Origin of the sequence: Flavobacterium sp. LAR06, from assembly GCF_041946075.1 — a bacterium.
In the GTDB taxonomy this organism is placed as follows: Bacteria; Bacteroidota; Bacteroidia; order Flavobacteriales; family Flavobacteriaceae; genus Flavobacterium.
In genome coordinates, this window is the sequence record NZ_JAUTYT010000002.1 from 385093 (window position 1) to 399989 (window position 14897).

A 14897-nucleotide genomic window follows, 5' to 3' on the forward strand; every position below is an offset into this window, starting at 1 on the left:
ACTTTAAAAGTGTATTAAAGAAGTCAAATTTTAAAATTCTGTGCGAAGATAAAAAAAATAACCCGAAAATTAAATCCAATTTTCGGGTTATCCTAATATTATGAATGTAAAATTAATCTACGTTGTCGTGCAAAAATGAATTGTTTGAACGCAATTGCAAATCGTTATTACTATCAGTACCAACAGATATTCTTGAATTGGTTGTATTCGACTGATTATTTGAAAGATCGATTCCTAATCTTTTGTAAGCAGGCTCTTTTTCAAGTTCATCAATTCTCGAAACATTATTATGGAATTTATAGTTAAACTCCTTTAGTTTCTTTCTTCTTTCTTCCGCTCTTAAACGTAATGTTTCTTCGATAGTTAATTCCATTGGAGAAACATTTGAAGTCGTTGAGAAATCAGCTTCCTGAGCAAAATCAACCTTTTGTTTCAACTGAATATTCAATTCAGCAGGAATTACATCTTCTACCACTTTTTCAACTGGTTTAGAAGCCATTAAATTGTCCTCAACCTCCATATATTCTTCCAAAGAATATTTGATAACTCCGTTTTCAGCAACTTCTGTTACCGGTACAAATTGTACTGGATCATTAACTTTGATATTACGAGTTTCGTTTGATAATTCGAATAAAATTTTAGTCTCCTCAACAACAGGTTCCTTTTTCACTTCTGGCTCAGATCTGAAAAGAGGCAAATCAAAAGAGAAAGTCGTTTGCTCTTCTCTTTCAAAAGTTCTTTGCTGAACTGGTTTTACTTCCTGAACAAATTCTGCTGCCGGAGCTGAAATCGTAAAATCGATATCTGTAATTGGCGAAACAATTTCAAAAGTTACATCAAGATTTTTGATAAACTCCGACATCACTACTAATTCTTCCTGATTGATAGTTGGAGCAACTGCAACTGGAGCAACAGGAGTTGGAACTACAGGATTATGAGTATTAGCAAAAGGCTCATCTTCCATTAATTCGAAAACAACTTTTTCTTCTGATTTCGCAGTAGGTGTTTCAGGATTTAAATCAAAAGAAGTAACCGATTTATTCGTTAAATTATGAACACTTCTTTGCTCATCTTCTAACGTATGAATGATTTTTTTAGGTTCTGTATTTACAATTTCATTTTGTTGTTCAACATCAAAACCAGTCGCAATAATAGTTACCGCAATAGCCTCACCAAGAGTTTCGTCTTCACCAACTCCCATGATAATATTAGCGTTGTAACCTGCTTCTGCCTGGATATGATCGTTGATTTCTCCAATTTCATCAAGCGTGATTTCATTAGATCCAGAAACGATAAGCAACAATACGTTTTTGGCTCCTGTAATTTTGTTGTCGTTTAATAACGGAGAGTCCAAAGCTGAAACAATAGCTTCTTTCGCTCTGTTTTCACCTGTAGCAACAGAAGATCCCATGATCGCAGTTCCACTGTTTGACAAAACAGTTTTTGCATCACGTAAATCGATATTTTGAGTATAGTGGTGCGTAATTACTTCAGCAATACCTCTTGAGGCTGTTGCTAATACTTCATCCGCTTTAGAAAACCCAGCTTTAAAACCAAGATTTCCGTATACTTCTCTTAACTTATTATTATTGATAACGATTAACGAATCGACTTGTTTACGTAATTTTTCGATTCCTAAAAGAGCCTGTTCCTGACGAACTTTCCCTTCAAACTGAAACGGAATTGTTACGATACCAACCGTTAAAATCTCTCTTTCTTTTGCCAATTGCGCAATTACCGGAGCAGCTCCAGTACCTGTTCCTCCACCCATACCAGCGGTAATAAATACCATCTTAGTACCACGGTCCAGCATTTTTTCTATATCAGCGATACTCTCAATAGCAGATTGTTGTCCTACATCAGGATTTGCTCCTGCTCCAAGACCCTCTGTTAAGTTCATCCCTAACTGAATTTTATTTGGTACTGCACTATTCTGCAATGCTTGCGAGTCTGTATTACAAACGATAAAATCTACCCCTTTAATACCTTGTTTAAACATGTGGTTGATTGCGTTACTTCCGCCTCCACCTACACCTATTACCTTGATTACATTTGATTGGTTTTTTGGTAAATCAAATGAAATACTTCCAAATTCTGAGTTGCTCATCATCTTTTTGGTTTTGAAATTCTTATTAAATACATTTTTTACTTCTTGACTTGGGGCCAATAGTAATCCTTTTCGTCTATTATTATTTTATTCTGCGTTGTCTAAAAAATCCTTGATTTTATCGACATAACGATCAAAAAATGATCTTCTTATTTTTGTTTCGGTAGATTCTGCTTCAACCTTAGTGTTATTTCTAACTTCTCGAGGCTGTTCAATAGTTTCTACTCTTTCAACGTAGTTTTCTTCAACTTCGTATCGCTGCTGTACTGGCTGTTGTTGCTGCGGTGGAACATTTCTGTAAACCACCTTCGGCTGTTCGTTAACCAACTCCATTCTAACAGCACTTTGGGTGCTATTTTCGATACTGTTCATTACCAAACCAACTGCAGTTGCAAACAATGGACTGGAAATTTCTTCGCTTGAATTTCCTGCTAAGTGCTCATTTGGATATCCAATTCTGGTATCCATTCCGGTAATGTACTCTACCAATTGTTTAATGTGTTTTAGTTGAGCACCACCACCTGTAAGAACGATTCCGGCAATTAATTTTTTACGAGGGTCTTCGTGTCCATAAGCTTTGATTTCTGCAAAAACCTGCTCAACAATTTCCACCACACGGGCATGGATAATTTTAGATAAGTTTTTAAGCGAAATCTCTTTTGGCTCTCTGCCTCTTAATCCAGGAATAGAAACAATCTCGTTGTCTTTATTTTCTCCCGGCCAGGCTGATCCGAATTTTATTTTTAAAAGCTCTGCTTGTTTTTCAATAATCGAACAGCCTTCTTTAATATCATCTGTAATTACATTTCCTCCAAAAGGAATTACTGCAGTGTGACGAATGATTCCATCTTTAAAAATGGCTAAATCGGTTGTTCCACCACCAATATCAATCAATGCTACACCAGCTTCTTTTTCTTCCTGACTCAAAACTGCATCTGCAGAAGCCAGAGGTTCTAATGTCAATCCTGATAATTCGATTCCTGAACTCTGAATACATCTTCCGACATTTCTGATAGAAGAAGCCTGCCCTACTACCACATGGAAACTAGATTCCAGTCTTCCACCGTACATTCCGATTGGCTCTTTAATTTCAGATTGTCCGTCGATTTTAAATTCTTGTGGCAAAACGTGAATGATTTCTTCTCCTGGTAACATGGCTAGTTTATTAACCTGGTCAATCAAAAGCTGAATATCTTTTTCGCCAATTACTTCCTCCGGATTACTACGGCTGATGTAATCTGTATGCTGAATACTTCTGATGTGTTGTCCGGCGATACCCACGACCACATCTTTAATTTTATAACCTGAATTATTTTCTGCCTCTAAAATAGCTTGTTGAATTGATTGGATAGTTTGCGTAATGTTGTTTACAACACCTCTCGCAACACCCAAACTTTTGGATTTCCCAATACCCAAAATTTCCAACTTGCCATACTCATTCTTCTTGCCTATCATGGCAACGATTTTGGTTGTTCCAATATCTAGACCTACTGCAATGTTATCTTTTTCCATTTTCTATTATTTTGTGCAAACTACTTGTTCCGTAAACCTAAGGTCAATTTTATTGTATTTATATAACGAACTATCTAAAACTGCTTTTTGAAAAAAGGCTTTATAGTTTCTAAATTTCTTATCAACATTCATCGTTCTGCCAAAATCGATGAAGTAATCATAATTTCTATTAAACATTTTTAGGCTGCCATTAGGCATAATTTGAATCGCAATGATGTTTTTTTTCAAAAACGCATCGTCATAAATTGTGCGAAATAAAGCAGCTAAATCTTCGTTATTTTTTTCATTTATTGCCCCCGAAACAAGAGGAACCCGAGCTGTAAAATTGTCTGATAAAGGCATTTTATGTCCTTCATAGTCAATATAAAAAGAGTTATCACCATCATAAACTCTCGCTATTGGTGTCTTCTGTTTTACTCTCGCTTTTAGAACGCCATCAATACTTACAAAAACATCTGACTTCTCAATCATGTCTTGCGTATCAAGGGTTTTTTCTATCTTATTCAAATCTAGTTCATCTTTTCGGATACTGGAAGCGTCTCTTTTATTTTCTATTAACAATTTATTAACCGATTCCGGCTTTACAAACAGCGTGTTTTCTCCTACAAAAACAACTATAGATTTCTTCAGTTTTCGGTCACCGTTTCGATGCTGTGCGAACGAATACAAAAAAAGTACGAGCCCAAAAATGAGAATCAATCGAATATTTGTCCAATTAAACATTTTCATTTAGCATTTTTTTAATTGATGGAACCATTTCACCAATATCTCCAGCTCCTATTGTTACAATTATTGGCGCATCACTGGCTTTGATTTCCGCTAATAAATCATTTTTTGCAACAATTTTTTTGTTCGAACTTGTCATTTTCCCTAACAACCAATCCGATGTAATCCCTTCCATCGGTAATTCGCGTGCCGGGTAAATATCCATTAAAAACACTTCATCAAATTGCGATAAACTTTCCGCAAATCCATCAGCAAAATCTCTCGTTCTGCTAAATAAATGCGGCTGGAATATTGCCAAAACTTTACGTCCCGGATACAATTCCGTAACAGCCTGATGTACAGCATTTATTTCCGTTGGATGATGCGCATAATCATCTATATAAACTAAATTTTCAGATTTAATCTGATAAGAAAAACGTCTTCTGATTCCGTTGAATGAAGCAATGGCTTTTGCAATTAAGTCGGTCGGGGTGCCGAAAGTCTTAGCCATTGCAATAGCCATTAATCCATTCATTAAATTGTGTTTTCCTGGTAATCCAAAATGCAAATCTTTCATAATTTCTGATGGTGTCTGCACATCAAAAACATAACTTCCATTTTCTATTCGAACATTAAACGCCTTATATACAGCATCTTCATTTATAGCGCATTGCACTCCTTCCAGAGGCAATTCTTTGGTTATAAACAACTTGCTTTTATCTTCAACTTTCGAAGCAAATTCTACAAACGAAGCCTCAATAGCATCGCTGGTTCCATAAATATCTAAATGGTCAGCATCCATAGAAGTGATACAAGCAATATTTGGGTGTAAGTGTAAAAACGAACGGTCAAATTCATCAGCTTCTACAACTGTTACCGTTTTTCCGGTTCCAATTAAATTAGAATTGTAATTCTCAACTATTCCACCCACAAATGCGGTAACATCTGCTCCACTCTCATACAAAATATGTCCTAGTATACTTGAGGTTGTTGTTTTTCCGTGTGTACCGGCAACTGCAAAACTAAAAGTGCCCTTCGTAATGATTCCTAAGACTTCAGCACGCTTTCTAATTTCATAATTTCTTTCGATAAAGTAATTCCACTCAGAATGTGATTTTGGAACGGCAGGTGTAAAAATCACCAGTGTATTCTCCACAAAATAATCACTCGGAATCAAATTAATATTATCTTCAAAATGAATATCAATTCCACTTTCAATCAATTCATTAGTTAACATTGATGGCGTTTTATCGTAACCTGAAACCTGTTTCCCGATATATTTGAAATAACGAGCCAGAGCACTCATTCCGATGCCTCCAATACCAATAAAATAAACGTTTTGTATTTGATTTAAATTCATTTTATTTTCTGCTTTAAGCATTAAGCTTTAGGCTTTAAGCCTTATACTTTATGACTTTTTTATTTTTAATTACTTGCTAATTCTTTGACACTTCCGCCTATTTATTTTGTAATAAACTAACAGTTAGGTCTTTATATTTTCACAGTTTAAACATATCAAAAATGCCTAAACTAGCGTTCTGTTTTCTTTTTTGTGTTGTATAATTTTGAACAAACTTTATATTATAACAACTTTTTAATCTCCTCAACAATAACTTTTGTTGCATTCGGCATCGCCAATTTTTTTATATTGGCACTCAACTGTTTTTGCTTCCCGTCATCTTTCATTAAAGCTTCAAAAACAATACTAAACTGACTGTCTAAATCTGATTCCTTCAATAAAATAGCACCTTTTGCGTCGACAATTGCCTGTGCATTTTTTGTCTGATGATCTTCTGCTACATTTGGTGATGGAATAAAAATCACTGGTTTCCCAACAATACATAATTCCGAAACCGATGATGCTCCTGCACGAGAAATAATAACATCTGCGGCAGCGTATACAAAATCCATTCTTTCAATAAAATCAACCACTCTTACGTGTTGCTGATTGTATTTTTTATAATCTTCAAAATATAATTTTCCGCATTGCCAAATAATCTGAACATCTTGCGAAAGCATACTCTGTAATTCTTTTTCAATTAATTGATTGACTCTTCTGGCACCTAAACTTCCACCCAAAACTAAAAGCGTTTTTTTATTCGGATCCAGACCATAAAAAGTGATTGCTTCATCCTTCTTACTTTCAATATCAATTAAATCCTGACGAACCGGATTTCCTGTCAAAACAATTTTTCCTTCTGGAAAAAAACGCTCTAAATTCCCATAGGCTACACAAATTACATTCGCTTTTTTACTCAATAACTTATTTGTAATTCCCGGGAAAGAATTCTGCTCCTGAATTACTGTCGGAATTCCGGCTGAACCAGCAGCTTGTAATAAGGGTCCGCTCGCAAAACCACCGGTTCCAATTACAACATTGGGCTTAAATTGCTTAATGATTCTTCTTGATTCTAACAAACTTGTTGCCAGTTTTAATGGAAACATTAAATTCTGCAATGTCAATTTTCGCTGTAAACCTGCAATCCAAAGCCCTTTTATTTCATAACCTGCCTGAGGCACTTTTTGCATTTCCATTTTATCCTGTGCCCCTACAAAAAGAAATTCTGCATCAGGAAATTGTGTTTTTAATTCATTCGCAATCGCAATCGCAGGATAGATATGCCCTCCTGTACCACCACCGCTTAATATGAATTTATAATTTGTCATCTTTAAAAAATTTTACTCTTTAAAAACTATACTGTTCTTAATTTATTTATTTAAAACGGCATTCATCGGATTTCTCGAATTATCCTCAATTGAATACATCATTCCTTCTTCTTCATATATCTCGTCAGCTGGTAAATCCTCTTCTGACAATTCTTTATCAATCAATCTCTGAAGTGCTTCTTTCCTTCTTTCTTTCTCTTCTTTTTCTTCGGCAATCTCTTCCTCTTTCTTAGTTACACTGATGATAATTCCTAGTGAAAAACAAGTCATCCAAATCGAACTACCTCCACTACTAATCAATGGTAAGGTTTGTCCCGTTACCGGTAATAATTCAACTGCAACGGCCATATTGATCATCGCCTGAAATATCATCGGAAAACCGAGTCCGACGACGACTAATTTTCCAAATAATGTAGTCGCTTTATGAGATGCAATTACAAATCGGAATAATAACAATAAATACAAAATCAATATCGAAACTCCTCCAACTAAACCATATTCTTCCACTACAATGGCATAAATAAAATCGGAAGAAGATTGTGGTAAAAAGTTCTTCTGAACACTTTTCCCTGGGCCTAAACCTCCTAATCTTCCTGATGCAATTGCAATTTTTGCTTTTTCGATTTGATAATCATCTTCATCCGGCTTGTCTGTGGTAAAGTTCGTAATACGACTTTCCCAGGTTGATACCCTGCTAAAGAATCTTGAATCTGGAAAAGCTTTGGCTACCAAAAGGAAAAACGCCAACATTGCAACTCCTGAACCTACTATAAAACCAATATATTTTAATGGATATTTACCTATGAACGTTAACATCATAACCATAGCAAAAATCAATGCTGTGGTAGAAAAGTTTGCTGGTAAAATAAGTGCCAATGTGATAAAAACAGGCAACCAAAGCTGTATCAATGAAACCTGAAAAGGTTCGTTTTCTTCTTTCGTTTTAGACAAATAGCGCGCCACAAAAATAAACAGCACGATAGAAGCCAGTGTCGAAGTCTGAAACGTGATTCCAATAAACGGAACCTGAATCCAACGACTTGCATTTGCTCCAGCAATTACAGTTCCTTTCAATAAAGTATAAAGCAATAAGAACCATACAATTGGCAAAGCAATTTTTGAAATCGCCCTGAAATAATGATACGGTACTCTATGTACCCAATAAATAATCAGGAAACCAATACAAATGTGAGCCAGATGTTTTACCAAATAACCCAATGTATTCCCCGTTCCATGGCCAATGTAAGCCAAATTACTACTCGCACTAAAAACAGGCATAAACGAAAACAGCGCTAATAAAGCCACGAATGACCATATTACTCTATCTCCTTTTAATTTGTTTACTAGCTCTTTCATAATTTTTATTTTGTTTCAAGTTTCTTTTGTTTCAGGTTTCAGGCTCCTCCTAACGTGAAACCTGAAACTTGAAACTATTTTTACAAGTTATGGACCGCTTGTTTAAATTGTTTTCCTCTGTCTTCGTAGTTTTCGAATAAATCGAAACTTGCACAGGCTGGAGACAATAAAACAGCATCACCTTTTTCTGTTAATCTCTGTGCTGTTTTTACAGCATCGCTCATGTTATTTACTTCAACCATGATATCAACTACGTTGCCAAAAGCTTCGATAATTTTATGATTATCTATTCCTAAACAAATAATTGCTTTTACTTTCTCACGTACTAATGACATCAATTCATTATAATCGTTTCCTTTATCAACACCACCAACAATCCAAACAGTTGGAACATTCATACTGTCTAAAGCAAAGAAAGTAGCATTTACATTTGTTGCTTTCGAATCATTGATATATTGAACATTCTGAATTTTTAATACTTTTTCTAAGCGGTGTTCTACACCTTGAAAATTTGATAAACTTTCGCGAATTGTTGCATTTCTAATTTGCATCAATTTTGCTACAGAGCTTGCTGCCATTGCGTTTTTCATGTTATGTTTTCCTTCTAACGCAATGTATTCTGTTTCCATTGTAAACTCTTCTTGGTTGATCTTTATTTCCATTTTGTTGTTATTTATAGAAGCCCCTTCATCGAATTTTTTAGTCAGCGAGAAAGGAATTAATTTTGCTTTTGTTGTGTTGTTCTTTAACCATTCTGCGCTTGCCTCATCGTCTGCATCGTAAATAAGATAATCGCTTTCGGTCTGATTCATTGTTATTCGAAACTTTGAATCTATATACTTGTGATATTTATACTCGTATCGGTCTAAATGATCTGGACTAATATTCGTAATTATGGCAATATCCGGCCGGTAATCTATAATTCCATCAAGCTGAAAACTACTCAATTCCAGAACGTACGCATCAAATTTATTTTCGGCTACCTGCCAGGCAAAACTTTTTCCGATGTTACCTCCCAAACCTACATTCAAACCAGCTGATTTCAATAAATGATACGTCAGCATTGTTGTGGTGGTTTTACCATTACTTCCCGTAATTCCAACTGTAAGTGCTTCTGTAAAAGGCTTTGCAAATTCAATTTCTGAAATCACTTTTACGCCTGCTTCAATCAGCTTTTTTACGATGGGAGATTTCTCTGGAATTCCCGGACTTTTCATCACCACGTCAGCATTCAAAATCAGGTCCTCGGTATGTTGTTCCTCTTCCCAGGCAATTTTATTAATGATAAGAACTTCTTTATAACTCTCTTTTATCTTTCCAAAATCCGATACAAAAACATCGTATCCTTTTTTCTTCCCAAGAATAGCAGTTCCAACACCACTTTCTCCTCCTCCTAAAACTACTAGCCTCATCTATCTTAATTTTAAAGTAACGATTGATAATATGGCTAACATGATGGCAACAATCCAGAAACGGGTAACAATCTTACTTTCATGATACCCCTTCTTCTGATAATGGTGATGCAGTGGTGACATCAGGAAAATTCTTCTCCCTTCACCGTATCTCTTTTTAGTAAATTTGAAATAACTCACTTGCAAAACAACTGAGAAATTTTCCACTAAAAAGATTCCACACAACAAAGGAATCAATAATTCTTTTCTAACTGCAATGGCCAAGACTGCAATGATTCCACCAATAGTTAAACTTCCGGTATCTCCCATAAAAACAGATGCAGGATAAGAGTTGTACCAAAGAAATCCAATCAAGGCTCCCACAAATGCGGATATAAAAACTGTCATCTCCCCTGAATTCGGGATATACATTATATTCAGATAATTCGAGAAAATAATATTCCCCGAAACGAACGTAAATATTCCGAGTGCGAGGACTGATATTGCAGAAGTTCCTGCGGCGAGACCATCAATTCCATCTGTTAAATTAGCTCCATTTGAAACTGCTGTGATAATAAAAATTACTACCGGAATAAAAATTAACCAAGCCCATTTTTCATATCCTTCACCAGTAAAAGCCAATATTTCAGCATAATCAAATTCATTATTTTTTACAAAAGGAATTGTCGTTGCCGTTGACTTCTCTTCCATCGGAGCTGGTAAAAGCACTGTGGTGTTAGTAGAAACTTTAAATACATCTGTTCTTCCGGTATCGGTTCTAACCGTTACCGCCGGGTTAAAATACAGAACAGCTCCAACAATAATTCCTAAACCAACTTGTCCAATTACTTTAAAAATTCCCTTAAGTCCTTGTTTATCTTTCTTGAATATTTTAATATAATCATCTACAAAACCAATTGTCCCCATCCAAAGTGTGGTTACAATAAGCAATACAATATAAATATTATGTAAACGAGCAAATAACAAAACAGGCACAAGGGTTGCAAAAATGATAATCAATCCCCCCATTGTTGGCGTTCCTGCTTTTTCATTCTGCCCTTGAAGACCAAGCTCACGAACGGTTTCACCTACTTGCTGATTTCTCAAAAAGTTAATGATTCTCTTTCCGTAAATCGTTGACAAAAGCAACGAAAGCATTAATGCTAAAGCCGATCTAAAAGTGATATACTGAAAAACTCCCGTTCCCGGTATATCTAATGTTTTGTCTAAATATTCAAATAAATAGTATAGCATATATCTTGGTTTATTTGGTTAATCGTTGTTTTGTTTATTGTTTAGTTTTTGATTCAAATAATTATTCGATTAAACGAACAATCAATTAACCGGTTAAACTTTATTTTTTTAATTGATCTAAAATTTCTTTTACTGTTTCCATATCATCAAAATGATGACGAACACCCTTTATTTCCTGATAGGTTTCATGACCTTTACCGGCGATTAAAATAATATCATTTGGCTGAGCCAATTGACAAGCGGTTTTAATAGCTTGTTTTCTGTCGGTAATTCTCAATATTTTTTTATAATTATGAGCTTCCACTCCTTTTTCCATTTCATCTAAAATCACCTCAGGATCTTCGTTTCTTGGATTATCAGAAGTTAAGATTGCTTTATCACTAAGATCTGAACCAATTTTAGCCATAATTGGTCTTTTTGTTTTATCTCTGTTTCCACCACAACCCACAACTGTAATCAATTGTTCGTTTTTGGTACGGATATCATTAATTGTTTTTAATACATTATCCAATGCATCCGGTGTATGTGCATAATCAACGATTGCAGTAATATTTCCTTCTGAAACAATATATTGAAAACGACCTGAAACACTCTCTAAATCAGACAGTAAACGCAACGCTTCAAGACTATCCATTCCTAGTTCAATTGCAGTTCCGTAAATTGCCAAAACGTTGTAAGCATTAAAAGTTCCTATCAGTTTTACCCAAACTTCATTCTCATTTACTTTCAGCAATAATCCAGACAATTGACTTTCTAAAATCACCGCTTTAAAATCAGCATAGGATTTTAAGGCATAGGTAAATTTCCTGGCAACCGTATTTTGAAGCATAACAGTTCCGTTTTTATCATCGATATTTGATAAAGCGAAAGCAGTTTTTGGCAATGAATCAAAAAACGATTTTTTTACATCTCTGTATTCAGCAAAAGTTGGATGGTAATCTAAATGATCGTGTGAAAGATTTGTAAAAATTCCACCCACAAAATGCAATGCTTCTGTTCTCTTTTGATGAATTCCATGAGAACTCACTTCCATAAAACAATGTGTCACACCAGCTTCGATCATTTCATTTAAATAATAATTGATCGTAATAGAATCCGGCGTTGTATGTGTTGCTTTATATTCTGTTTCATCCACCATGATTTTTACAGTTGATAATAAACCAACTTTAAAACCTGCTTTTTCAAACAATTGAAATAATAACGAAGCAATTGTTGTTTTTCCGTTTGTACCTGTAACTCCAACTAACTTTAATTTTTCAGAAGGATTTCCGAAAAAATTAGCTGCCATAAAAGCCAATGCGGTATTTGTATCTTTTACTTTTATATAAGTAATTCCTTTTTCAATATTTTCTGGTAAAGCATCGCAAATAACAGCAATAGCGCCTAATTGTATTGCTTTTTCGATATAATCATGCCCGTCAGAAAGTGATCCGCGAATGGCTACAAAAACATCATTTGCTTCAATCTTTCTTGAATCAAAATCAATTTTGTGTACGTCGATTTCTGTCGAACCTGTTACAGATTCAATAGCTACTTTATATAATATGTCTTTCAGTATTTTCACGATAATTCTAATACTATGGTTGTGTTTTTACTAATAGTTTGTCCTGGCTGAATGGACTGTTTTTTCACTTTTCCAACACCAATAACTTTTACCTTCAAATCAAGATTTTCAAGTAAAGCAATCGCATCCATTCCTGGCATTCCTTTTAAATTTGGAATCTGATTCCTTTTTTTATTTACTTCAGTAGTATACTTTTCATAACTGGAATCCTGTTTTGGAATTCTCGAATCCAGTTGTTTGATTTTATTAGTTGATGGTGCGTCTGTAAATATCTTTTGTGCAATTCTTTTAAAAACCGGTCCTGCAACATCTGCTCCGTAATAATTATTTTTTGATGTATTTGGCTTATGAACTACCACAATACAAGAATACTTTGGATGGTCTGCTGGAAAATATCCAACAAAAGAAGAAGCATAATACATTCCTTCTCTTCCTGCCTTACTATAATTTACCATGGCTGTTCCTGTTTTTCCTGCCATTGGAAAATCTTTCGAATACAACTTAGAGCCTGTTCCTTTTTTAACGACATTCTGCAAAACTGCTTTTACTTTTTTAAGTGTTTCAGGTGAGCAAATCTTTGAATTGATTACTTCTGTATCAAACTTTTTAATGGTGTTATTCCATTCTTTAATTTCTGATACAAATTGTGGCTTTACCATTACGCCATTATTTGCCACTGCATTATATAATGTTAAAGTCTGCATTGGCGTAACCGAAACATTGTATCCAAAAGCCATCCACGGAAGTGTAGTCCCTGACCAATGTTTGTCTCCTGGCTGCGGGATATATGGCCTTCCTTCTCCTTTAAAATGCAATCCTAATGTCTTATTTAATCCGTATCCATTAATATGATTTACAAACTTAGACGGATTATTTTTGTAATTTTCATAAACCGCCTGAACCATTACTGTATTTGACGAAAGTTCGAATCCGCGGGCCAATGAAACTTTTCCATAACCCCCTTTATGCGAGTCACGAACTGCACGTCCATAGTATCTGATTTCTCCACCGTGACTATCGTAAACCGTGCTTGTATCTGCTACTTTATCTTCTAAAATCGCCATTAAATCGACTAATTTAAAAGTCGAACCTGGCTCGTGAGATTCTGCAACTGCGTAATTTGTGGTTTCATAATACGATCCGTCTTCTGCTCTTCCTAAATTCGAAATCGCTTTTACGTGGCCTGTTTCAGTTTCCATAACTACCACACAACCATGATCTGCTTCATAATCCTGAAGTTGTTTTAATAAAGCGTGATGTGCAATATCCTGGATAAAAACATCAATTGTCGAAATCACATCGTAGCCATCAATCGGGTCAACTTCGTTTACATCACGAATTGGTTTCCATTGTCCTTTTGCAATTTTTTGCTTTAGAATTTTACCGTCTTTTCCGTTCAGATAACTTTTAAAAGCCCATTCAATTCCTTTTCCAACCTCAATTCCGGTAGCCGGATCGATTCGGTCATAACCTATTGTTCTTTCAGCAATTTTTCCAATTGGATGTTTTCTAACTGTTTCTTGTTCAACGATAATCCCACCTTTGAAAGCGCCTAAATTGAATAATGGAAAACCTTTAATTTTTACATATTCCGTATAACTCAAATTGCGGGCAATCAAATAATAGCGGTTTTTGTTCGCTCTGGCTTTTCTTAACTCCTGTTCGTAATAACCTCCCGGTCTATCCAAAACAGTAGCCAATGAATCTGATAATGCTTTTACATGTTTTTCGAAAATTTCCGTTTTTGGTGCTTTTGCATCAAATCTAATTTCATAATTAGGAATTGATGTTGCCAGCAAACTTCCATCAGCCGAATAAATATTTCCTTTGTTTGCCGGAATCACAAAATTTCTAACTGTACGCTGTTTCGCCAGTCTTCTATAATAATCTCCTTCAACCCATTGAATATTGGTTAATTTAACGACAATAGCAATTGCCATCACGAAGATGAAAACTGCTACGAGGTAAATTCTGTAGGATATATGTTTATCGTCTACTGCCATATTCTTTTAAAGAAATTTTTTTCTTCTTCTTTTTTAACTTCTATTTTTACTGGAGGAACTGTCGATGGAAAAATCTGTTTTTCAAGCATTTTATCCGATATCGTTGATTCCATTTTTAATTTCATTAATTCTGAACGTCGGTCTACAAACTCAGATCGCAATTCTTTTACTTCATTGTTTAGTTTTGCAATTTCAAAAACCTTCTGTTCGTATCGCTGTGTATTGGCAATCATTAGTATGGCAAGCAAAATGATAAAAACAATGAATCGCCAGTTTTTAACTGCATCGTCATTTATAAGAAATCTTGCTTTTAATATGCCAAATACTCCACCTTTCAT

11 protein-coding genes are annotated in these 14897 nt (G+C 35.0%); all 11 read right to left on the minus strand.

Features of this window, described 5'->3' with window-relative positions:
• Positions 1 to 112: 112 nt before the first annotated feature.
• The 11 genes from ftsZ to Q7C23_RS04875 all read right to left on the minus strand — a co-directional run bounded on the left by ftsZ (position 113) and on the right by Q7C23_RS04875 (position 14897).
• Positions 113 to 2110: a cell division protein FtsZ gene (gene ftsZ, locus Q7C23_RS04825; protein ID WP_375031437.1), complete on the minus strand. Its 1998-nt coding sequence runs from the start codon at positions 2108 to 2110 to the stop codon at positions 113 to 115.
• 84 nt (positions 2111 to 2194) lie between these two features.
• Positions 2195 to 3619 carry a cell division protein FtsA gene (gene ftsA, locus Q7C23_RS04830; RefSeq protein ID WP_375031438.1) on the minus strand — a complete coding sequence of 475 codons (1425 nt, stop codon included), beginning with the start codon at positions 3617 to 3619 and terminating at the stop codon, positions 2195 to 2197.
• A 6-nt stretch (positions 3620 to 3625) separates the two neighbouring features.
• Positions 3626 to 4348 (minus strand): cell division protein FtsQ/DivIB, encoded by a 723-nt coding sequence (locus Q7C23_RS04835; protein WP_375031439.1) that lies wholly within the window; start codon positions 4346 to 4348, stop codon positions 3626 to 3628.
• On the minus strand, positions 4335 to 5684 hold the full coding sequence (gene murC, locus Q7C23_RS04840) for a UDP-N-acetylmuramate--L-alanine ligase (protein ID WP_375031440.1): 1350 nt from the start codon (positions 5682 to 5684) through the stop codon (positions 4335 to 4337). Before murC ends, Q7C23_RS04835 begins: the two co-directional genes overlap by 14 nt.
• A 221-nt stretch (positions 5685 to 5905) precedes the next feature.
• Positions 5906 to 6991: an undecaprenyldiphospho-muramoylpentapeptide beta-N-acetylglucosaminyltransferase gene (gene murG / locus Q7C23_RS04845; protein WP_375031441.1), complete on the minus strand. Its 1086-nt coding sequence runs from the start codon at positions 6989 to 6991 to the stop codon at positions 5906 to 5908.
• A 42-nt stretch (positions 6992 to 7033) separates the two neighbouring features.
• Positions 7034 to 8347, minus strand: coding sequence for an FtsW/RodA/SpoVE family cell cycle protein (locus Q7C23_RS04850; RefSeq protein ID WP_375031442.1), 1314 nt, complete (start codon positions 8345 to 8347; stop codon positions 7034 to 7036).
• Between the two features lie 80 nt (positions 8348 to 8427).
• Positions 8428 to 9759 (minus strand): UDP-N-acetylmuramoyl-L-alanine--D-glutamate ligase, encoded by a 1332-nt coding sequence (gene murD / locus Q7C23_RS04855; protein WP_375031443.1) that lies wholly within the window; start codon positions 9757 to 9759, stop codon positions 8428 to 8430.
• Positions 9760 to 10992, minus strand: coding sequence for a phospho-N-acetylmuramoyl-pentapeptide-transferase (mraY, locus tag Q7C23_RS04860; RefSeq protein ID WP_375031444.1), 1233 nt, complete (start codon positions 10990 to 10992; stop codon positions 9760 to 9762). It lies immediately after the preceding gene.
• 100 nt (positions 10993 to 11092) lie between these two features.
• Positions 11093 to 12556, minus strand: coding sequence for a UDP-N-acetylmuramoyl-L-alanyl-D-glutamate--2,6-diaminopimelate ligase (locus Q7C23_RS04865; protein ID WP_375031445.1), 1464 nt, complete (start codon positions 12554 to 12556; stop codon positions 11093 to 11095).
• A complete protein-coding gene (locus Q7C23_RS04870; RefSeq protein ID WP_375031446.1) occupies positions 12553 to 14559 on the minus strand; it encodes a penicillin-binding protein in 2007 nt (668 codons plus the stop codon). The genes Q7C23_RS04865 and Q7C23_RS04870 overlap by 4 nt, the downstream gene beginning before the upstream one ends.
• Positions 14550 to 14897 (minus strand): FtsL-like putative cell division protein, encoded by a 348-nt coding sequence (locus Q7C23_RS04875; RefSeq protein WP_375031447.1) that lies wholly within the window; start codon positions 14895 to 14897, stop codon positions 14550 to 14552. Before Q7C23_RS04875 ends, Q7C23_RS04870 begins: the two co-directional genes overlap by 10 nt.

Coding starts and splice junctions, on each gene's coding strand:
- ftsA (WP_375031438.1), bottom strand. CDS start 3,619: ATGGAAAAAGATAACATTGCAGTAGGTCTAGATATTGGAACAACCAAA.
- murC (WP_375031440.1), bottom strand. CDS start 5,684: ATGAATTTAAATCAAATACAAAACGTTTATTTTATTGGTATTGGAGGC.
- Q7C23_RS04870 (WP_375031446.1), bottom strand. CDS start 14,559: ATGGCAGTAGACGATAAACATATATCCTACAGAATTTACCTCGTAGCA.
- Q7C23_RS04850 (WP_375031442.1), bottom strand. CDS start 8,347: ATGAAAGAGCTAGTAAACAAATTAAAAGGAGATAGAGTAATATGGTCA.
- murG (WP_375031441.1), bottom strand. CDS start 6,991: ATGACAAATTATAAATTCATATTAAGCGGTGGTGGTACAGGAGGGCAT.
- mraY (WP_375031444.1), bottom strand. CDS start 10,992: ATGCTATACTATTTATTTGAATATTTAGACAAAACATTAGATATACCG.
- Q7C23_RS04875 (WP_375031447.1), bottom strand. CDS start 14,897: ATGAAAGGTGGAGTATTTGGCATATTAAAAGCAAGATTTCTTATAAAT.
- Q7C23_RS04835 (WP_375031439.1), bottom strand. CDS start 4,348: ATGAAAATGTTTAATTGGACAAATATTCGATTGATTCTCATTTTTGGG.
- murD (WP_375031443.1), bottom strand. CDS start 9,759: ATGAGGCTAGTAGTTTTAGGAGGAGGAGAAAGTGGTGTTGGAACTGCT.
- ftsZ (WP_375031437.1), bottom strand. CDS start 2,110: ATGATGAGCAACTCAGAATTTGGAAGTATTTCATTTGATTTACCAAAA.